We start from the raw sequence: 19,830 nt of genomic DNA, 5'->3' as shown, positions 1-19,830 counted from the left end.
CCGAGCCCGCGAGTAACCCCATCTGGCATATGCCAGGGGGGCAAGATACTCCTCCTCCACCGGCCCTGTCCCGAGTTTCGGCAACTCAGAAGAACGGCCCGCTCACCCCCGGTACATCTGGGTGGCATGAGCAGCGCACCGAACGTCACCCGGGTCACCTCCGACGGAGTCGACTGGCTCGCCTCGGCGGCAACGTATCCGCGCAGCACGCTCGCCCTCTGGGAAGAGCGCCCGGACGCCCCGGTCGTCCTGCCCTGCGGCAACGTCTTCGACGTGGTGAGCGCGCCGGCGATCTTCGGCCGCCGGATGCTGGACCGGCTCTGGGACGACGGCCCGGGCTCGGGGCCGGTCGCGGTGTTCCGGGGCCGCGTGCTGCTGTTCGCCGCGCCGGGCACCGCCCAGCGGCTGCCCTCGCTGCTGGCATGGGAGGAGTGGGGCTCGAACCGCACGGAGGCGGTGCCGCCGCTGCTGTGCCACGGCACGGGCGACGCGGTGACCGTGCCCGCGCCCACCGGGGACGACGGCGCCGGTACCGCCCGCTGGCTGGTCGCCCCGGACACGCGCCACCCCTGGCTGCCGGGCCCCGAGGTGGTGCTCTGGGCGGCCGTACGGGCGGCCCGCGCGGCAGTGCGGATATCGATTTTTCCTCCCGCCGACCAGGGTGCTAAGGTCTACGACGTCAGCAGGCGCCGCTAGCTCAGTTGGTTAGAGCAGCTGACTCTTAATCAGCGGGTCCGGGGTTCGAGTCCCTGGCGGCGCACGATGACGATGGCGAGGCATGTCCGCGGAGAACGCGGACCTGGCTCGCCATCTCTGTTATTGCGCGGCTTCGCCGCGCGTTGTGGGGGCTTCGCCACCCACACCCCCATCAGGTCGGTCCAGTGAGCGTCGGCCGGAGCGCACCGGATCAATCGGCGAGGCGTGACGTGATCCGTACCGTCCATGCTCCCGACGCCGTCCTCCCCTCCGCCTCCACCTGTACGCCCTGCCCGGGCACGGTGAAGCTTTCGCCGAGGGCGACCGGGGCGTCGGCGAGGGGCGGGTAGACCGAGTCCTCCCAGCAGCCCTCGGTGTGCGGGTGGGCGTCCACCACCTCCACCGGGCCGCCGCCGGACTCCGCTCCGCTTCTGATCCGGTACACCAGCACCCCCTGCCGGCAGCCGGCCCGGTCGTTGCCGGCAGGGCCGCGCGCCTCGAAGCCCAGGGCGCTGTCGGGTCCGGTGCGCACGATCGCCAGCTTCAGCCCGTGCCCGAGACCGAAGGCCGGAGTGCCCGCCGCGCCCCGCACCGGGATCCCCGGCCCGGCCTCCAGCGGCTCCAGGGTCAGCCGGGTCGGCCCCGCGCCGTGCACGCACATCACCTGGCGCGGATCCAGCCAGCCCAGCTTCCACTTGTGCCAGGCGAACAGGTCGGGAGAGAGCCCGAACTGGCTGCCCATCAGGTCCCAGTCGCCGACATAGGTGTCCCAGTCGCCCTTGCCGTCGACGGGGCGGTGATAGAGGTCCGGCAGGTCGAACACATGGCCGGTCTCGTGGGCGAGGACGAGGCGGTCCGGCGGGTGCTTCTCGAAGACCGTGACGACCCGGTGGACGTCCGTGCCGTCCACATGCACGGGCGTGTCGAGGTTCACGACCTTCGTGGCGTCCGAGTCGACGCCGGGCGCGTCCGGATCGGCGACGAAGTACACGATCCGGTAGCGGGAGAAGTCGACCTCCCGGTCGGCCACCTGGAACGCGTCGCGCAGATAGGCGGCCCGGTCCTCCACGCTCCAGTCCCGCCTTATGGCGTAGGCCGTGGACGGCCGGGGCATGCGCAGCCAGTGCTGCAGCGGGTGCGGGCGGAGGGTGAACCTGCCGTAGGAGGCCTGCTCGAAGTAACGGCTGGTGGCAGGGAAGTGGTCGGCGGCCAGCTGGGCGGGGGTGGTGCGGGGGGCGGCGTCCGGGAAGGACAGGAAGACCATCACGGCATCGAGCACGCCGGTGGGACGGGCGTAGTCGGGGTTCCAGGTGTCGACGCCCTCGGAGTGGTGGGCGTCGGTGCGGTGCAGGGCGCAGGGGATGGTGGAGAAGGGCTCGGCGACCGACGGGCCGCTGAGGATCGACGTCGCGGCGAGCGCCGACAGCGTGGTGCACACGGCGGCGGTGCTGCGCAGCATGGGCACGGGCATGACCTCCGGACGCGGTTCGGCAGGACCCGCATCCAGATTGCTGGGGTGTGGTGCGTTATGCCCTGTTTACCTGCACCACAAGGGTGAGTGCGCCCCCTTGATGCTCCGGCGCGCTCCGGCGCCCGACACCCCGGAACACTCACGGAACGTCACAACTGGTCGGGGGCCTGAAGAACCCGCCCAGGCGCGGGCAGAAACGATCTGTCAGAACCGGTGTTCGGTCCGGGACACTGGACACCGGCTGGAAGGGCCCGGGGCCAGCCTCTATGATCGGCACACTTTCCGGCACGGACATCGATCGAGTGCACCTGCGGGAGCGAGCGGTGAGCGGAACGTCCGAAGGGCCGACGCCCGCGGCAGACCTCGACCGGTCAGCCGTTACAGACAGTGACCACACCACCTACCAGTGTGTCTTTGCGACGGCCCCGCTCGCCATGGCCGTCGTGGACCGCGCCGGCCTCGTCGCCGGCGCCAACGCGGCCTTCGGCGAGCTGCTCGGCACCGATCCGGACACCCTCACCGGGCGGGTCGCCGCCGACCTGGTGGACCTGGCCTCGGACACCCGCAGCTGGCACGCCTACCGCGAGGTGCTGCGCGGCCGGCAGGCGAAGCTGCGCTGCACCCGCCGGCTGAAACATCCCGAGGGGCACTCGGTCTGGGTGCAGGTGACCGTGGCCCCGTTGAGCGGGCAGACAGGGGTCCTGCTGTCCGTCGCCGACATCAGCGCCCGCCACGAACTCCAGGCGCGGCTGCGGCACTTGCAGATGCACGACCCGGTGACCCGGTTGCCCAACCGCACGCTGTTCTTCGAGCGGCTGTCGGCCGCGCTGGAGGCGGAGTCGTACGAGCAGAGCGGCACCGGCCGGATCGGCCTGTGCTATCTGGACCTCGACGGGTTCAAGGCCGTCAACGACACCCTCGGCCACCGCGTCGGCGACCGGCTGCTCGCGGCCGTCGCCGAGCGCCTGACCCGGGTGGCCGACGAGGCCGGCTACGCCCGCGCGGTGACCCCGCTGGTGGCCCGGCTCGGCGGTGACGAGTTCGCCCTGCTCGTGGAGGACTCCACCGGCACCGAACAGCTCGCCGAACTGGCCGAGTCGGCGCTGAAGGCGCTGGAGGAACCCTTCGATCTGGCCGGGCAGCGGCTGTCGTTGACCGCGTCCATCGGTGTGGTCGAGCGGCATGCGGCGGGTACGACGGCCACCGGTCTGATGCAGGCGGCCGATACGACGCTGTACTGGGCGAAGGCCGACGGAAAGGCCCGCTGGACCCTGTTCGATCCCGAGCGCAACGCGCACCGGATGACCCGTCAGGCCCTGTCCTCCACCCTGCGTCCCGCCATTGAACGGGGTGAATTCGCCCTGGAGTACCAGCCGTTGGTCGGCATGGAGGACGGACGCCTGTCCGGGGTCGAGGCGTTGATCCGCTGGAATCATCCTCAGTTCGGCACACTGACGCCGAATCGGTTCATCGGACTGGCCGAGGAGGACGGCTCGATCGTGCAGCTCGGCCGCTGGGCGCTGGCCACCGCCTGCCGCCAGGCCCGCCGCTGGCAGCAGGCCCACCCCGACGAACCGCCCATCTTCGTCAGCGTCAACGTGGCCGTGCGCCAGGTGTGGGACTCCGATCTGGTGGCCGACGTGGCCGAGATCCTCGCCGAGACGGGACTCGCCCCCCACCTCCTCCAGCTGGAGCTGACCGAGTCGGCGGTGATGGGCTCGGCCGGCCGCCCGCTGCAGGCGCTGCAGGCGCTCAGCGACATGGGCGTGCGCATCGCCATCGACGACTTCGGCACCGGCTACTCGAACCTGGCCTACCTCAGCCGGCTGCCGGTCTCGACGCTGAAGCTGGACGGTTCCTTCGTGCGCGGCTTCCAGTACGAGGCCGACAAGAACCCCGCGATCACCGCCAACTGCGCCGACGAGGTCATCGTCGAGGCGATGATCCAGCTGGCTCACCGGCTCGGCATCACCGTCACCGCCGAGTGCGTGGAGACCTCGGCCCAGGCCACCCGGCTGCGCCGCATCGGCTGCGACACCGGCCAGGGCTGGCTGTACTCCCGTCCGGTGCCGCCGGATCGTATCTCCGAACTCCTCGGCGAGCAGACCTACGCGGTCGGCAATCCGTAGGCGTCCGCGATCAACTCGTAGGAGCGCAGCCGCAGTTCACCACGGTGGGCGTGGCTGACCAGCATCAGCTCGTCGGCGCCCGTGCGCTTGTGCAGATCGTCCAGGCCCGAACGGACCTCGTCGGCGGTACCGTGCACGATGTTGGCCGTCCAGGAGGTGATGAACTCCTCCTCCCTCGGGCTGAACTCGTACTTCTCGGCTTCCTCCGGGTCGGGGAAGAGACCCGGTCGGCCGGTGCGCAGCCGGAGCATGTTCAGGGCCACCGCCCGGCTCTGGCGGCGGGCCTCACGCGCGTCGTCGGTGGCGAGGGCGGAGACACCGATGAGGGCGTACGGCTCGTCGAGGACCGCGGAGGGGCGGAAGGTCTGCCGGTACAGGTCCAGGGCCGGGACGGTGTTCTGCGCCGAGAAGTGGTGCGCGAAGGCGAACGGCAGGCCCAGCATGCCGGCCAGGCGGGCGCTGAAGCCTGAGGAGCCGAGCAGCCAGACCGGCGGCCGGTGCGGGGACTGCACGCCGCCCGGGGCGCTGCCCTGCACGGGGCCGGGGATCGCGTGGATGCGCCGGTAGGGATGCCCGTCGGGGAAGTCGTCGTCGAGGAAGCGGGTGAGTTCCGCGAGCTGCTGCGGGAAGTCGTCGGCGCCCTCGTTCAGGGTGTCGGTACGGCGCAGGGCGGCGGCCGTGGCGCCGTCCGTGCCCGGCGCCCGGCCGAGGCCCAGGTCGATCCGCCCCGGCGCCATCGCCTCCAGCGTGCCGAACTGTTCGGCGATCACCAGCGGGGCGTGGTTGGGCAGCATGACGCCGCCCGAGCCGAGCCGGATGCGGTCGGTGTGGGCGGCGAGGTGGGCGAGGATCACTGCGGGCGAGGAGGAGGCGACGCCGGGCATGGAGTGGTGCTCGGCGACCCAGTACCGGTGGAAGCCGCGCGACTCCGTCAGCCGGGACAGCGCCACGCTGGTGCGCAGGGCGTCGGTGGCGGTACTGCCCGCGCCGACGGTCACCAGGTCCAGTACGGAGAGGGGCACGGGGGCGGCGCCGTGCGCGGTGCCCCGGATCTCGTCTGCCTCGTCTGCCGGCACGGTGTGGGCCTCCTGTTCGTGGCGGGGGGATGTCCTGCGGGGCGTAACAGGAGGCAGTCTCCGCTTATTCCGTGACGGCGCCCTCCCGGCCTGCCGAGAGGGATGGACGGGTGGGACCGGTGGGACGGGCGGGAAACGGGAGACCAGGGGGCGGAGCCCCCTGGCGGGGGCCGTGGCGGAGCTCCGGGTACTAGACCTGAACCAGCGGCTCCCGAGTGAACAAGCTCCCCAGTGAGGGCGCGTTCACCCTCCGGTCGGCCAGCCTCAGCCCCTCCCACACCGAGACCTGGTTCGCCGTGAGCACCGGCTTGGACAGCGCCTTCTCCAGCAGCGACAGATGCGCGGCCGTGTGCAGCGCCGTGTCCGGGAGCAGTACCGCCTCCGCGTCCGGGACGTCGGCCGCGCGCGCCAGCGTCAGCACATCCTCCTCGCCCCACGTGCCGACCTCCGCGGCCGTGACGATCCCGGACGACCGCACCCCGGTCACCTCCAGGCCCCCGGCCCGCAGGAAGTCCGCGAACAGCGCGGCCACGTCCTCCGGATACGTCGCCCCGATCGCGACCCGCCGCACCCCGATCTCCCGGGCCGCGTGCACGAAGGCGAACGACGTCGAGGACGCGGGCATCCCGGCCAGCCGGGCGAGCGTGCGCACCTGCTGCTGGGCGCCGTCCCAGCCGTGCACGAAGCCACCGCTGGTGCAGGCCCACACCACCGTCTCGGCACCGGTCAGCCGCAGCCCCTCCATGCCGGCCGCGAGCCGCTCGGCGGACCCCATCTCGCGCAGCGCCGCCACCCGGTGCGCGTCCTCGCCGATGTCGGTGTGGACCAGGTCCACCCGGATGTCGCTGCCCAGGAGCTGCTCAATGCGTGGATAGTCGTCCTCGGCGGAGTGGCCCGGGTAGAGGAATCCGAGTGCGGTCATGTCCAGCCTTCCTGCGTCTCTTCGGGCAGTACCGGGGGCCAGACACGCGCGGCCTCGTCCAGCAGCGCCTGATAGGGGCCCACGGCTCGGGTACCCATCCGGCGCAGCGCAGCCCACATCGTGACCTGGTTGGCGGAGAGCACCGGGATGCGCAGTTCGGCCTCCAGCTGGGGGATCACGTCGTACGTGGGCAGGTTGGTGCAGGAGATGAACAGTGCGTCGGCGGTGCCGGGGCGGACGACCGCCTGCCGCGCCATGGCGACGACGTCCCGGTACGGCACCTGCCAGATGTGCCGGGTCAGGCCCATGAAGGCGCACCCGGTGACCTGCACACCGGCCTCGGCGACGAAGTCCTCCAGCGCGCGGGTCACGGACACCGTGTACGGCGTGACCAGCGCGACCCGTCGTATCCGCAGCTCGGCCAGCGCCTCCAGCAGCGCACCGGAGGTGGTCACGGAGGGCGGCGCGCCCGCCAGGCTCATCGCCGCGCGCATCGCCCGTTCCCCGGCGCTCCCGCCGACGAAGCTGCCGGAGGTGCAGGCGTAGGCGACGACCTCGGGCGCGACGGCGGTCAGCGCGCGCACCGCGTCCGCGAGGGTCTCGTGCTCGCTCACCAGCCGCGCCAGGTCCAGGCTCACCTCCACCGGCACGAACGGAGTGCGGGTCAGATGCAGCGACACCTCGTCGGGCACCCAGCGCCACAGCTCGCGGTCGAGCGCGAAGTCGAAGGGAGCCACCACGCCGACACCGCGCTGGGGGCGGGGGCCGCCGAGAAAGGAGACGTCCATGGCTGGCACCGGCCTCACGCTGGGAGACGAGTGGGCAACGGATCGCGAGTACGCCCGTGTTGACGAAGGTAGATTCGGGTGCGAGCGTGGTCAATCCGCGCATGTCACCGCACACGTCGGACGCCTGTCACGCCAGTCAGACGCCGGGAGCCGCCCCGTATGACGACCCTCCCCACCGTCCTCGTCCTGGACGCCGAGCCGCCGCCCCGGCTCGGCCGGCTCACCGGCCGCGCCCGGATCGTGCACACGGACGCCGCGCACCTGCCCGAGCGGCTGCCGGAGGCGGACGTCCTCCTCGTCTGGGACTTCGCCTCGCACGCGGTCCGCGAGGCCTGGCCGGGGGACGGGCCCAGGCCGGCCTGGGTGCACACGGCGAGCGCGGGCGTCGACCACCTGATGTGCCCGGAACTCGCCGCGTCCGACACGGTGGTCACCAACGCGCGCGGGATCTTCGACCAGCCGATCGCCGAGTACGTGGCGGCGCTGGTGCTGGCGGTCGCCAAGGACCTGCCGCGCACGCTGGAGCACCAGCGGGAGCGGACCTGGCGGCACCGGGAGGGCCGGCGGTTGGCGGGCACGCGCGCGTGCGTGGTCGGCTCGGGCCCGATCGGCCGGGCGATCGTGCGCACCCTGAAGGCGCTGGGTGTGACGACGGCGCTGGTCGGGCGGGTGCCGCGGACCGGCATCCACGGCCCGGCCGACCTGGACCGGCTGATCTCCCGCGCGGACTGGGTGATCGCGGCGGCGCCGCTCACCGAGGCGACGTACCGCATGTTCGACGCCCGCCGGTTCGGCGTGATGCAGCCCTCGGCGTTCTTCGTGAACGTCGGCCGGGGCCAGCTGGTCGACGAGGAGGCCCTCGCCCACGCCCTGACCCGCCGCTGGATCGCGGGCGCCGCACTGGACGTGTTCACCAGCGAACCCCTGCCCGAGGACAGCCCGTTGTGGACCCTGCCGGAGCTGATCGTCTCCCCGCACATGAGCGGCGACACGATCGGCTGGCGGGACGAACTGGGCGCGCAGTTCGTCGAGTTGTACGACCGTTGGGCAGCGGGCAGATCACTGGTGAACGTGGTCGACAAACAGCGTGGCTACGTGCCCGGGCACTGACCTCTTGGAGGGTGCATGCAGCTCACCGACCTCACCGCCGTCCAGCTCCTCGACGGTTACCGCAAGGGCGAGTTCAGTCCCGTGGAGGTGACCGAACAGGCCTTGGAGCGGGCCCGGCGCATCCAGCCTGTGGTGAACGCGTTCGTGCGGCTCACCGAGGAGGACGCGCTGGCACGCGCGCGGGAGTCGGCGGAGCGCTGGCGGCTCGGTGAGCCGGCCGGACTGCTGGACGGTGTACCGGTGACGGTGAAGGACCTCCTGCTCATGCGCGGCCATCCGACCCTGCGCGGCTCGAAGACGATCTCCGAGCAGGGCGCCTGGGACGAGGACGCTCCGTCGGTCGCCCGGCTGCGCGAGCACGGTGCGGTGTTCCTCGGCAAGACGACGACCCCCGAGTACGGCTGGAAGGGCGTCACCGACTCCCCGCTCACCGGCACCACCCGCAACCCGCACGACCCCTCCCGCACCGCCGGCGGCTCCAGCGGCGGCAGCGCGGCGGCGGTGGCGCTCGGCGCGGGCCCGCTGTCACTGGGCACGGACGGCGGCGGCAGCATCCGAATCCCGGCCGCGTTCTGCGGCATCTTCGGCCTGAAGCCGACGTACGGCCGCGTACCGCTGTACCCGGCCAGCGCCTTCGGCACACTCTCCCACGCGGGCCCGATGACCCGGGACGCGGCCGACGCGGCCCTGCTCCTGGACGTCATCGCCGCACCCGACGCGCGTGACTGGTCCGCGCTGCCGCCCGCGCCGGGCCCCTTCCGCAAGGCGCTGGACGGGGGCGTACGGGGACTGCGGGTGGCGTACTCCCCGTCCCTCGGCGGGCAGGTCGCGGTCCAGCCGGCGGTCGCTGCGGCCGTCCGGCAGGCGGTGACGCGCCTCGCGGACCTCGGGGCGTACGTCGAGGAGACCGACCCCGACTTCAGCGAGCCGGTGGAGGCGTTCCACGTCCTGTGGTTCAGCGGAGCGGCCCGCCTCACCGAACGCCTCTCCCCGCACCGCCGTCGGCTCCTGGACCCCGGCCTGCGCGAGATCTGCGCCCAGGGCGCCCGGTACAGCGCGCTGGACTATCTGGCCGCGGTGGACGCCCGCATGGACCTCGGCCGCCGCATGGGCCGCTTCCACGAGCGCTACGACCTGCTGGTGACGCCGACGCTGCCGGTGACGGCGTTCGAGGCGGGACCGGAGGTGCCGGCGCACTCGGCCTTCCGTCGCTGGACGGGCTGGACGCCCTTCACCTACCCCTTCAACCTGACCCAGCAGCCGGCGGCGACCGTCCCGGTGGGGACGGACGGGAAGGGGCTGCCGGTGGGGATGCAACTGGCGGCCGCCCGGCATCGGGACGACCTGGTGCTGCGGGCGGCGCATGCGTTGTACGAGGCCGGGGTGGTGTCGGCGGCACTGGTCACCGGCGTCGTGGCTCAGGGGGTGCAGGTCGGCGCAGATCGCGAAGCGCGGTGACGTTCGGGGAGCCTGATGACCGGCCGGTCCTCACGCCCGCCGGAAACTCAGCGTCTCCCCCGCCGCCCCGCTGCGCCACAGGTCGTTGCAGGCCTCGGCCATCGCCTCCAGGCCCTCCACCACCTGGCCCCACACGATGCCGGGCACCCAGCCCACGTCGCCGTTGAGCAGCAGGTTGTTGCGCTCGTAGAACAGGGCCAGGTCGACCACCGTGGTGCCGGGGCGGACCTCGCGGTCGTAGCCGTAGGCCTTCGTGCCGAGTTCGGCGCCGGCGAAGGTGAAGTAACAGAGGTCGCCGGGAATCGGGGTGACCGTCGGGTTCTCCAGTGGGGGTTCCGTGGAGGCGAACGGCGGGAAGAGGGCGTAGATCTCGTTGCGGGCGTATTTGGCGTGGTAGACGTCGCCCGTCAGAGGCAGGGCCTCCCACACCGCGGCGCAGGTCAGCGGCGCGCGGTCGGTCAGCAGTCGTGCCGTGCAGTGCACGTCCCGCTTGTCGAGCGAGACGGTGACGAATCGATCGGCCATGAAAACCAGGGTGCATAGCCGCAGAGCGCTTGGGTAGCCGCGCCGCCATGGCTCCACCACTTGGGAACGACGTACACACCATTCGGTCGGAACACAGACACACCCGGCGGTCCCTGCTCGGCGGGCTCGGTGGGCTCGCCGCCCTCGGGGTGCTGGGTGCGGCGGGTTGCACCCGGGTGGCCGAGGCCTCCGGCAGGCCGGGCGGCGACCTGCTCGAACGGCTGCGCGCGCAGGGCGTCGTACGGCTCGGGATCGCCGGTGAGATCCCGTTCGGGTACATCGACAAGGACGGCCATCTCACCGGTGAGGCCCCCGAGCTCGCGAAGGTGATCTTCAAACGGCTCGGGGTGAACCGGATCCAGCCGGTGCCGACCGAGTTCGGTTCGCTGATCCCGGGGCTCAACTCGCAGCAGTTCGACGTCGTAGCGGCCGGGATGTACGTCAATCCGGAGCGCTGCCAGCAGGTCATCTTCGCCGATCCGGACTACCAGATGCTGGACTCGTTCATCGTGCGCAAGGGCAACCCGCTGGGCCTGCACTCCTACAAGGACGTCGTCGCGAAGAAGGCCAAGTTCGCCACCGGCACCGGATACGCCGACATCCAGTACGCGGTCGAGGCCGGGTACGAGCGGGGCGACATCCTCATCGTCCCGGACCAGGTCGCCGGGCTGAACGCCGTCGAGACGGGCCGGGCCGACGTCTTCGCCGGTACGGCGATCACCACGCGGGAAGTGGCGAAGAAGTCGGGCAGGGCTGAGGCCACCGCGCCGTTCGCGCCGCTGGTCAAGGGAAAACCGCACGTCGACGGCGGCGCGTTCGCGTTCCGGCCGACCGAGACGAGGCTGCGGGACGCCTTCAACGCCGAGCTGCACAAGCTCAAGAGGAGCGGGGAGCTGTTCCGGATACTCCGGCCCTTCGGGTTCACCAGGGCCGAGATGACCGACCTCACCGCGAAGGAGCTGTGCGGCGGATGACCTCGGGACTGTGGGAACTCGTACTCAACGGCGTCTGGACCACGATCCAGCTGCTGGTGTTCAGCGCGCTGCTGACCGTGGCGGTGTCCTTCGTCGTCGGCGTCGCGCGCACCCATCGGCTGTGGATCGTGCGGTTCGTCGCCGGCTTCTACACCGAGGTGTTCCGCGGCACCTCGGCACTGGTGATGATCTTCTGGGTGTACTTCGTGCTGCCGCTCGCCTTCGGCTGGCAGCTGGTGCCGATGTGGGCGGGAACGCTGGCGCTCGGCCTGACGTACGGCGCCTACGGCTCGGAGATCGTGCGCGGCGCGCTCAACGCGGTGGACCCGGCGCAGAAGGAGGGCGGCGTCGCGCTCGGTTTCACGCCCTGGCAGCGGCTGCGGCTGATCGTGCTGCCGCAGGCGGTGCCGGAGACGATCCCGACCTTCTGCAACCTGCTGATCGAGCTGCTCAAGGGCACCGCGCTGGTGTCGGTCATGGGCATGGGCGATCTGACGTTCAGCGCGAACCTGGTGCGGCTGGCGTTGCAGCAGAGCGCGGAGATCTACACGTACATCCTGCTGATCTACTGCGCGATCGCCTTCGTGCTGACGCGGCTGATGCGCTCGCTGGAGAAGCGGCTGAAGGCCGGGGTCGGCAAGGATCCCGGCACCGAGTGGGCGGCGCGTGAGCTCAAGCGGGCCCAGACGACCGGAGTCGGCGCCGCGGGCGGCGTGGGCGTGGGCGGAGGTGCCGCATGAAGTGGGACTGGAACGCCGTCGGTGACTTCATGCCGGCCTTCTGGCAGGGGCTGCTGGTCACCCTGCAGGCCCTCGCCCTCGGTTCGCTGGTGTCCTTCACGCTCGGGCTGGTGTGGACGCTGCTGATGCGGACGCCGGCCCGGTGGGTGCGCTGGCCGGTCGGGGTGGTCACGGAGTTCGTGCGCAACACCCCGCTGCTGGTGCAGCTGTTCTTCCTGTTCTACGTGCTGCCCGAGTGGGGTCTGACCTTCTCGGCGCTGACCACCGGTGTCGTCGCGATCGGCCTGCACTACTCGACGTACACCATGCAGGTCTACCGGGCCGGTATCGAGGCGGTCCCGGCCGGTCAGTGGGAGGCGGCGACCGCGCTGAACCTGCCCCGGCGCCGGACCTGGACCGGGGTGATCCTGCCGCAGGCGATCCGCCGGGTGGTGCCCGCGCTCGGCAACTACGTCATCGCCATGCTCAAGGACACACCGGTGCTGATGGTGATCACCGTGCCGGAGATGCTCCAGCAGGCCCGGCTCTTCTCCCAGCAGCACTTCCAGTTCACCGAGCCGATCACCGTGATCGGTGCCGCCTTCATCCTCATCTCCTACCTGGCCTCCCTTCTCCTGCGAGCCCTGGAGCGACGCCTTGTCCGTTGAGACCCGTCCGCAGCCGCCCCTGACCGACGCCCAGCCGGGCGAGCTGATCCGCCTCGCGAACGTCACCAAGCGGTTCGGCGCGAACACCGTGCTCGACCACCTGGACTTCACCGTCGCCGCGGGCAGGCACGTGACCCTGATCGGCCCCTCCGGATCCGGCAAGACCACGATCCTCAGACTCCTGATGACGCTGACCAAGCCGGACGAGGGCACGATCACCGTCGACGGGGAGCAGCTGTTCCCGGCGCCGGAGAAGCAGGTCCGGGAGGTCCGCAAGAAGATCGGAATGGTGTTCCAGCAGTTCAACCTGTTCCCGAACATGACCGTGCTGCGCAACATCACCGAGGCCCCGGTGCAGGTCCTCGGCATGTCCAAGGACGAGGCCGAGGAACGCGCCCGGGAGCTGCTGGACCTGGTGGGGCTGGCCGACAAGTGCGACGCGAGGCCGACCCGGTTGTCCGGCGGGCAGCAGCAGCGGGTGGCGATCGCCCGGGCGCTGGCGATGCGGCCACGGGTGCTGCTGCTGGACGAGGTGACCTCCGCGCTCGACCCGGAGCTGGTCGCGGGCGTGCTCGACCTGCTCAGGGACATCGCCCGCAGCACGGACATCACGATGCTCTGTGTGACCCACGAGATGGGTTTCGCCCGCGACATCTCCGACCAGGTGCTGATGTTCGACGGCGGCCGGGTGATCGAGTCGGGCCCCCCGGAGAAGATCTTCACCGACCCGGAGCAGGACCGCACCCGGGAATTCCTCAGCGCGGTGCTGTGACTACGGGGCGTGGAAGGGGGAAGACACCGAGGTCCGACCGGTGGGTCATGTCTTCGGCATATGACAGGGGATCTGCGCCGCAGTTGGGAGGGGAGGGCGGGCGGAACAATCTCGCCAACCCCCTCTCCCGCCAGGGGGTTTGCCCGTTATCGTGGAAGCGATCCGCCAACCGGATCTCGCGGCCACCGACAGGCGAGCGCAGGGGGACCACCGTGGCGCTGATGCACGAGCCTACCGCCCCGTACCACTCCGCCCAGGACGCGCTGCGCGTGCTGGAGACCGTCGCCCGCCACTCCGCCGGCGTCACCGACACCGAGCTGGCCCGCCACACCGGCCTGGGCCCCGAGCGGCTCACCGCCCTGCTGCGCATGCTGCGCCGGGAGGGCTATGTCGAGCAGATCACCGACGGGGCGTACGTCACCGGCGACACCCTGCGCCGCCTCACCTCCGCGCACGACCGCGAGCGGGCCCTGCACGAGAAGCTCCAGCACACCCTGGACCGGCTGCGCGACTCGGTCGGCGCGGCGATCTACATGAGCCGGTACGTCGACGGGGAGGTCAAGGTCACCCAGTACGCGGCCGGGCCCACCACCCCGGCGGTCAACGAGTGGGTCGACTTCCGCTGCTCCGCCCACGCCACGGCGGTCGGCAAGAGCCTGCTGACCCAGCTGGACCACAACGCCCGCCGCGACCACCTGTCCCGGTACAAGATGGCGCGCCTCACCTCGCGCACCATCACCAGCGACAAGCTGCTGCTGTCCCGCCTGGAGTCCCAGCCGCCGACGGTGCCGGTCCTGGACCTCCAGGAGTACGCGGTCGGCACGGTCTGCGCGGCGGTCCCGATCACGGCGGGTTCCTCGGTGGGCTGCCTGGCGCTGTCGCTTCCCGTGGAGCACGCCCACCGGCTGAGGCAGGCGGCGGAGACCCTGAACCGCAACGCGGCACCGGTGCTGCTGTCCCTGACCCTGTAGGTGGTCACGAGCACCCCTCAGGACCAGGTAGTATTTTCTTCGTCGCCAGCCGCGGGAGACAAAAAAACGCAGCAGGCGAGAGTCATGCGCCGCTAGCTCAGTTGGTTAGAGCAGCTGACTCTTAATCAGCGGGTCCGGGGTTCGAGTCCCTGGCGGCGCACATGGACGAAGGGTCCTTCGCACGAGCGAGGGGCCCTTCGGCGTCTTCCGCGGTGAGTTGCCGGTACGACGTCTCCCCCTGTGGCCGCCACCACACCGGATCGGCACACGCGTACCCCTCGCGCCCGAGCAGCCCCCGGTGGATCTTGTTCGTCGCCGTCACCGGCATCCGCTCCACCACCCGCACGAACCGGGGCGCCATCTTCGTCCCCAGATCGGGCTGGGCCGCCAGGAACCGCGCGAAGCCCTCGGGATCGAAGGTCCCGGCGATGGTCGCCATCACCTGGTCCCCGGTCACCGGGTCCGGCACCCCGTACACGGCGACGGCCGCCGCGCCCTCGTACCGGGCGACGATGTTCTCGATCATCGCGGCGGCCAGGTTCTCCCCGTCCACGCGGATGCTGTCACCCGCACGCCCGGCGAAGTAGAGGTATCCCGCCGAGTCCCGGAAGAAGAGGTCGCCCGTCCAGTACGCCCCTCCCCGGCGCCGTTGGGCCTCCGCGGCCGGGTTGCGCCAGTAGCCCTCGAAGGGGTTGGGGCCCCGGTTCACCAGCTCCCCTATCGCCTCGTCGCCGTTGAGCAGGCGCCCGGCGGTGTCGAACACGGCCGGCGGGCACTCGCGCCCGGTGCCGGGGTCGAGGACCACCAGCCCCGGCCCGGCCGGTCCCACCGCACCCTTCGGTGTGCCCGGCGTCCACTGGATCGCCGCGCCGCCCTCGGAGGAGCCGTAGCCCTCGACCAGCCGCACCCCGAAGCGCCGCTCGAAGGCGACCGCGTCCACCGCGCCGGCCTCGGTGCCGAAGCCCGTCCGCAGCGGGTTGTCCCGGTCGTCCGCGCGCTCCTCGGTGGCGAGGATGTACTGGATGGCCCGGCCGACGTAGGTGAAGTAGGTCGCCCGGTAGCGGCGTACGTCGGCGAGGAACCCGGACGCCGAGAACCGCCGGCGCAGCGCGACCTCCGCACCGGCGGCCAGCGCGGGCGCCCAGTCGGCGATCACCGCGTTGCCGTGGAACATCGGCATGCAGATGTAGTGCACGTCGTCCGGGCGCACCCCGAACCGCCGGACCAGTGCCTGCCCGGCCGCCACCAGCCGGCCCTGGGAGCAGAGCGCGGCCTTGGGGGCGCCGGTCGACCCGGAGGTGAAACAGAGCAGCAGCCGGTCGGCGGGGGCGGCGCGGGACGGGTCGGGCACGGCGCCGGCGTAGGGGGCGAGGAGCCCGCCGTACTCCTCGCCGTCGGTCACGAGGATCCGCACCCCCGGCAGGTCCAGGCCCGCCAGCAGCGGAAGGTGGGCCCGCTCGGTGACCAGCAGCGAGCACTCGGTGTGCAGGATGTCCCGGGCCAGCTCGGGGCCCCGGCGCGTGGGGTTGATCCCGGCGACGGCCGCTTCGGCGAGGGCGGCGGCGCCGAGCCACAGGGGGAACTCCTCGGTGTTGTCGAGGAGCACGCCGACATGCGGTACGGCACCGGGCGGCAGCAGGTCGGTCAGCAGGGCGGCCCGTGCGGCGGCACCGGCGGCCACCTCGTGCTGCGTCAGCATCCGCGCTTCACACCTGAGCCCCGGCCGGTGGTCGCCCCACCGCGCCGCGACCAGCTCGGCGACCGTGCACGCCTCGGAGTCCATGGCAGGGCACGGTAACTGATGGAGCGTCAGATGGGGAGGGTCACGGCATCAGCCCGTCGGCCTCCGAGAACATCATGTGGGCAGTGGCGATGAAGAACACGCAGAAGGCGATGGCCGCCCCGAGGAAGGCCACCCCGAAGCCGGTACCGGCGGCGAGCCTGCCGGGCGCCGGCGGGCGCGCGGTGGCCCGCTGGGGCTCCTCCGGCAGATACCGCACGGTGACGAAGTCGCCCTCCACGACGGTCGCCGGGCCGTTCTCCTCCTCGAAGCGGACCGTGCGGCCCTCGCGGGTGGTGAACTCGTAGACGTGGTGCAGGCTCGTCCGCACGGACGTGTCACCGCCGCCCCCGTGGGTCGTCGTGTACATCCGCAGGCAGCGCGCCTCGGCGGTCAGGCCGTGCGCCCAGATCCTGCTGATCCCCCGGGCGCGGCGCAGCAGCCGGAAGGCGGCGTACCCGAGGCCGGCGATCATGACGGTGGGTACGGCGTAGAAGAAGAGCTCGAACATGAGGTTCCCCCGAGGTCGGTACGCCGCCCCCGTTCGGCCGGCGTGCGAGGAACGTACCCGCCGGTAGGGGCGGTCCGCCTCAAGGGAACCTCAGTTTCCGCGCCGTTGCGCAGCGGTCCTCAGAACGTGACGTCCGAGCAGGCGTAGAACGCGTTGCCCGTGTCGGCGATCGTCCACACCGCGAGGATGACGTGGTGCCCGCTCAGCCCGGTCGGCAGGGTGCCGCTGTGACTGAGGGTCTGCGGCGGGCGCTGGCCGTGGTAGGGGACCGTCAGGAACGGGGTGGGGTCGAGGTCCGCGCGGGACAGGGCGTGGTTCTGGTTCCAGCCCTGCCTGGTGACGTAGTACCTGAAGTCCGTCGTGGCGTGCATGGCGGTGAACTGCCAGCGGAAGGTGTATGCCCGGCCACCCGTCACCCGGGTGGCCGGCCACGCGCCGCCGGACGGGGTCGTCGGTGAGCTGAGCTGGGCGAACCGGCTCAGGCCGCCGTTGCAGAGCTGGCCGTCGGCGGGCCCCGCGGCCGGGAATCCCTTGGGGCCCTCGACGCTCTGCGGCTCGTACTGGATGTCGCCGCAGCCCGTCACGGTGCCGTTGGCGCAGAGCTTCTGCCTGCTGATGGGGAGGTCGGTGTAGCCGTGCCCGCTGGCGCCGCCGGTGGAGAGCGCGAACGCTCCGGCGGTCACCACACCCAGCACGACCGCGGACAGCTTGGTCCTGGTGCGCATACTGCCGCTCCTGGAGAACGTGGGGAGTTCGGTGAGCTGTGCAGGTAGGTCTAGACCAAGTGCCAGGTTATTGGCGTTGGTTGAAAGTGTCCATACAAAAGGCGCGCCCGTACCCGTCGCGGCCCCGCGCTACAGCGGCTCCCCGCGGCCCGAGCAGAAGGCGACGGTCAGGTCCCGCACCAGCACCTTCCGCTCGTAGTCGTCCAGCTCCACCAGGCCGCGCACGGTCAGCCGGGTCACCGTGTCCTCCACCGAGTCCACCACCGAGCTGAGCATGCTGGCCCGCTGCCGGGCGTCCAGCGCGGCGACCCTGCGCCGGTGCATCGCGGCGGCGACCTCCGGGGCGTACTCCACCCGGATCGGCTGCACCGAGAACACCTCCACACCGACCGGCGCGGTCTCCTCCGCCACCAGCCGGGTCAGCGCGTCCCCGGCCGCCGTCACCCCGCCCCGCGTCCCGCCCGCCGGCTCCACCGGAACCCGGGCCAGCGCCGCCTCCACGCACTCGCGCAGATACTTCTCGTGGTCCTCGACACCGAGTACGGCCCGCGCGGTGTCCCGCACCCGCCACACCACCAGCACCACCACCCTGAGCGCCATACCGTCGGGATCCGCCGCCGGCATCGGCTCGCTGCGCCAGTGCCGCAGCCGCACATCGACCCGGCGGCGCGGCAGCAGCGGATTCACCCACACCAGTCCGGTACGCCGGACCGTCCCCCGGTAGCCGCCGAACATGCCCAGCACCCAGGCCCGCCCGGACCGCCCCCGGGCCAGCCCGGCGAAGCCCAGCATCCCGAGCGCCCCGGCCCCGGCGTACGCCGCCCACTGCGCCGGGCCGAGTCCCGCGCCCGCACAGGCGGGCAGCCCCAGCGCCTGCACCGCGGCCGACGGAAGCAGCCCCGTCCACCAGGAGGTCGCCAGACACCCGGTGAATCCGCAGGCCCCGGCGAGCACCCCGGCCATCCCCGGCAGCGCCCGCGCCGGACGCTCCACCAGCTCCGGGTCGACCTCCGGCAGCGGGCGGCGGCGCACCGGTGCCGGGCGGCCGAGGCGCGGCTGCTCACCGGTGCCCTGCCGCCGGGCCACCACCGCCGGCTTGAGCGGCACCTTCACCGGGTTCACCGGGTCGGGGTCGTCACGGAAGAGCAGATGGACGGGGATCTCGGTGGTCACCTCGTTCTGGATCAGCCGGGCCGGACGCCCGCCCGGCACCGGAGCGCCCTCCGGCTGCCCCTCGGATTCGGGCGGCGTGTGTGACGTGGTCGTACTCATGCGTTGCTCCAGCCTCCGCGCCAGATACGTCATGAACAGGGGACGGAAGGATCAGGCGGTCACCGGCCGCCCTGATGGCCGCGGTCCGCGTCCGCGAAGAGCCGTCGCCAGGTCTCCGGCCCCGGGTAGCCGTCCGCCGCGCCGCCGCGCCAGCCCTGCGCACGCTGGAAGGCCTCCACGGCACGCCGGTCCGCTTCGCTCCAGCGCGGACCCGGGCCGGTGGCGTAGAACCTGCCGAACCCCTTCTCCACCAGCCGGCGGCGCAGCTGCGTGACATACGCGTTCTCCGCCCCCGGACGGAAGAGGCTCCGGCCGGGATAGCCGGGCACCCCGTGCGAGGCGGGCCGGCCCGGGACCTCCGCCTTGCCGTCGGTCCGCTGGGCGCCCGCCGTCTCCGCGGTCACGCCCTTGTAGCGGTACGGGACGTACTTGTCGGCGTTGGTCCAGTAGGGGTAGGGGGTGGGCTGGCTGCGGGTGTGCGGGGGTGTCTGTTCGTAGACCGTGTAGGTGGTGTGCGCGGAGTCCGTCCAGCCGCCGAAGATCACCACGTGGGAGCCTTTCTCCGGGTTGTCGGGGTTGTGGTAGAGCAGGATGTCTCCGGGCTGCAGCTCCTCCTTGGTGATCTTCACGCCGAACTGGTCGAGGCTGCCCGTCCACTCGTTGCTCCCCAGGTTCCAGGCCATGGAGACATAGCCGGAGCAGTCCTGGCGATAGCCGTCGGACCAGTACTGCGACATGCTGTACGGCACCTGTGCGGCCACCCAGACCTTGGCCCGCTTGATGATGTCGGTCCGGGTGGTCACGGGGATGGGGGCAGCGGTGAGCTCGGCCGGCTTGCCCGCCGCGCCGTGCAGCGGGGATCTGCCGCCCTGGGGGGTCTGGGTGTCGCCGTCGGCGGGGACGTGGGGGCGCTGCTCGGCGGGCCGGCCGGGGGCGAGAGCGGCGGCCGGCGTGACCGCGCCGAGAACGGCCGACGCGGCGGCCATGACGACGACTCCGCAGACCGCCGGGCGGCCGGTGGAACGACCGGACGACGGGCGGGGGCTCATCCGCCGCCCTTCGACGCAACCAGGGCAGTCGCAGTCCCTCGCGGGCTCGACCTCCTCGAACACCGGAGTGGTCATGCGATCTACCTCACATTCGGGGGTGATTTGTCCGCGCTTGTGCACGATGATCAGTTTCTCAACTGTCCATCCGGCCGCCACTTTGACGGTCCGAACGATGTACACGGCCCTGCGGGGCGATCTCCCGGCCCCCCGCAGG

Annotated in this window: 18 protein-coding genes, 2 tRNA genes and 1 pseudogene; 11 read left to right on the top strand and 10 right to left on the bottom strand. The window is 71.8% G+C overall.

The features are described 5' to 3' along the window. The first annotated feature begins 126 nt into the window (after positions 1-126). Together ACIGXP_RS16105 and ACIGXP_RS16100 are read left to right on the top strand one after the other, a co-directional pair. Positions 127-696, top strand: a complete 570-nt coding sequence (locus ACIGXP_RS16105; protein WP_399768714.1) for a bifunctional DNA primase/polymerase — start codon at positions 127-129, stop codon at positions 694-696. Continuing rightward, a tRNA-Lys gene (locus tag ACIGXP_RS16100) sits at positions 687-760 on the top strand. The genes ACIGXP_RS16105 and ACIGXP_RS16100 overlap by 10 nt, the downstream gene beginning before the upstream one ends. A 147-nt stretch (positions 761-907) precedes the next feature. Here the strand turns inward: ACIGXP_RS16100 and ACIGXP_RS16095 are convergent. Beyond that, complete coding sequence (locus tag ACIGXP_RS16095) at positions 908-2,167, bottom strand: M6 family metalloprotease domain-containing protein (RefSeq protein WP_399768712.1); 1,260 nt, start codon at positions 2,165-2,167, stop codon at positions 908-910. 323 nt (positions 2,168-2,490) lie between these two features. Between ACIGXP_RS16095 and ACIGXP_RS16090 the strand changes: the two genes are divergently transcribed. Continuing rightward, positions 2,491-4,296 (top strand): putative bifunctional diguanylate cyclase/phosphodiesterase, encoded by a 1,806-nt coding sequence (locus ACIGXP_RS16090; protein ID WP_399768710.1) that lies wholly within the window; start codon positions 2,491-2,493, stop codon positions 4,294-4,296. On the opposite strand, the gene ACIGXP_RS16085 is transcribed toward ACIGXP_RS16090, so the two are convergent. From ACIGXP_RS16085 to ACIGXP_RS16075, 3 genes are all read right to left on the bottom strand, one after another. After that, positions 4,275-5,372 carry an LLM class flavin-dependent oxidoreductase gene (locus ACIGXP_RS16085; protein WP_399768708.1) on the bottom strand — a complete coding sequence of 366 codons (1,098 nt, stop codon included), beginning with the start codon at positions 5,370-5,372 and terminating at the stop codon, positions 4,275-4,277. The genes ACIGXP_RS16090 and ACIGXP_RS16085 overlap by 22 nt on opposite strands. Positions 5,373-5,562: 190 nt before the next feature. Continuing rightward, positions 5,563-6,294 (bottom strand): decarboxylase, encoded by a 732-nt coding sequence (locus tag ACIGXP_RS16080; protein WP_399768706.1) that lies wholly within the window; start codon positions 6,292-6,294, stop codon positions 5,563-5,565. Further along, positions 6,291-7,082 carry a decarboxylase gene (locus ACIGXP_RS16075; protein WP_399769089.1) on the bottom strand — a complete coding sequence of 264 codons (792 nt, stop codon included), beginning with the start codon at positions 7,080-7,082 and terminating at the stop codon, positions 6,291-6,293. Before ACIGXP_RS16075 ends, ACIGXP_RS16080 begins: the two co-directional genes overlap by 4 nt. 159 nt (positions 7,083-7,241) lie before the next feature. On the opposite strand from ACIGXP_RS16075, the gene ACIGXP_RS16070 reads away from it, so the two are divergent. Both ACIGXP_RS16070 and ACIGXP_RS16065 read left to right on the top strand, forming a co-directional pair. Then, the gene (locus ACIGXP_RS16070) at positions 7,242-8,192 is read left to right on the top strand and encodes a D-2-hydroxyacid dehydrogenase (RefSeq protein WP_399768704.1); all 951 of its coding nucleotides are present in this window, start codon (positions 7,242-7,244) and stop codon (positions 8,190-8,192) included. A gap of 15 nt (positions 8,193-8,207) precedes the next feature. Beyond that, positions 8,208-9,650, top strand: a complete 1,443-nt coding sequence (locus ACIGXP_RS16065) for an amidase (RefSeq protein ID WP_399768702.1) — start codon at positions 8,208-8,210, stop codon at positions 9,648-9,650. A gap of 30 nt (positions 9,651-9,680) precedes the next feature. Here the strand turns inward: ACIGXP_RS16065 and ACIGXP_RS16060 are convergent, their stop codons facing one another. Then, positions 9,681-10,175, bottom strand: a complete 495-nt coding sequence (locus tag ACIGXP_RS16060) for a DUF3830 family protein (protein WP_363216183.1) — start codon at positions 10,173-10,175, stop codon at positions 9,681-9,683. A 47-nt stretch (positions 10,176-10,222) separates the two neighbouring features. On the opposite strand from ACIGXP_RS16060, the gene ehuB reads away from it, so the two are divergent. The 6 genes from ehuB to ACIGXP_RS16030 all read left to right on the top strand — a co-directional run bounded on the left by ehuB (position 10,223) and on the right by ACIGXP_RS16030 (position 14,439). Continuing rightward, positions 10,223-11,149, top strand: coding sequence for an ectoine/hydroxyectoine ABC transporter substrate-binding protein EhuB (gene ehuB, locus ACIGXP_RS16055; RefSeq protein ID WP_399768699.1), 927 nt, complete (start codon positions 10,223-10,225; stop codon positions 11,147-11,149). Further along, the gene (ehuC, locus tag ACIGXP_RS16050; RefSeq protein WP_399768697.1) at positions 11,146-11,889 is read left to right on the top strand and encodes an ectoine/hydroxyectoine ABC transporter permease subunit EhuC; all 744 of its coding nucleotides are present in this window, start codon (positions 11,146-11,148) and stop codon (positions 11,887-11,889) included. The genes ehuB and ehuC overlap by 4 nt, the downstream gene beginning before the upstream one ends. Next, the gene (gene ehuD / locus ACIGXP_RS16045) at positions 11,886-12,536 is read left to right on the top strand and encodes an ectoine/hydroxyectoine ABC transporter permease subunit EhuD (RefSeq protein ID WP_363216186.1); all 651 of its coding nucleotides are present in this window, start codon (positions 11,886-11,888) and stop codon (positions 12,534-12,536) included. Before ehuC ends, ehuD begins: the two co-directional genes overlap by 4 nt. Further along, complete coding sequence (ehuA, locus tag ACIGXP_RS16040; protein WP_399768695.1) at positions 12,526-13,308, top strand: ectoine/hydroxyectoine ABC transporter ATP-binding protein EhuA; 783 nt, start codon at positions 12,526-12,528, stop codon at positions 13,306-13,308. Before ehuD ends, ehuA begins: the two co-directional genes overlap by 11 nt. 212 nt (positions 13,309-13,520) lie before the next feature. Then, the gene (locus ACIGXP_RS16035; RefSeq protein WP_399768693.1) at positions 13,521-14,279 is read left to right on the top strand and encodes an IclR family transcriptional regulator; all 759 of its coding nucleotides are present in this window, start codon (positions 13,521-13,523) and stop codon (positions 14,277-14,279) included. A gap of 86 nt (positions 14,280-14,365) precedes the next feature. Beyond that, positions 14,366-14,439 (top strand) — tRNA-Lys (locus tag ACIGXP_RS16030). On the opposite strand, the pseudogene ACIGXP_RS16025 reads toward ACIGXP_RS16030, so the two are convergent. From ACIGXP_RS16025 to ACIGXP_RS16005, 5 genes and pseudogenes are all read right to left on the bottom strand, one after another. Beyond that, a pseudogene (locus ACIGXP_RS16025) lies at positions 14,405-16,062 on the bottom strand (long-chain-fatty-acid--CoA ligase). The gene ACIGXP_RS16030 and the pseudogene ACIGXP_RS16025 overlap by 35 nt on opposite strands. Before the next feature lie 40 nt (positions 16,063-16,102). Then, positions 16,103-16,570 carry a DUF3592 domain-containing protein gene (locus ACIGXP_RS16020; RefSeq protein ID WP_399768690.1) on the bottom strand — a complete coding sequence of 156 codons (468 nt, stop codon included), beginning with the start codon at positions 16,568-16,570 and terminating at the stop codon, positions 16,103-16,105. Positions 16,571-16,689: 119 nt separating this feature from the next. Beyond that, a complete protein-coding gene (locus tag ACIGXP_RS16015) occupies positions 16,690-17,295 on the bottom strand; it encodes a lytic polysaccharide monooxygenase (RefSeq protein WP_399768688.1) in 606 nt (201 codons plus the stop codon). 129 nt (positions 17,296-17,424) lie between these two features. After that, the gene (locus tag ACIGXP_RS16010; RefSeq protein WP_363216191.1) at positions 17,425-18,567 is read right to left on the bottom strand and encodes an SPFH domain-containing protein; all 1,143 of its coding nucleotides are present in this window, start codon (positions 18,565-18,567) and stop codon (positions 17,425-17,427) included. Positions 18,568-18,626: 59 nt separating this feature from the next. Continuing rightward, positions 18,627-19,691, bottom strand: coding sequence for a peptidoglycan-binding protein (locus ACIGXP_RS16005; RefSeq protein ID WP_399768685.1), 1,065 nt, complete (start codon positions 19,689-19,691; stop codon positions 18,627-18,629). Between the last annotated feature and the right edge of the window lie 139 nt (positions 19,692-19,830).

Origin of the sequence: Streptomyces sp. NPDC053069, from assembly GCF_044546895.1 — a bacterium.
Taxonomy (GTDB): Bacteria; Actinomycetota; Actinomycetes; order Streptomycetales; family Streptomycetaceae; genus Streptomyces.
The sequence above is the reverse complement of the archived record's forward strand: the minus strand, read 5'-3'. Positions and strand labels throughout refer to the sequence as shown.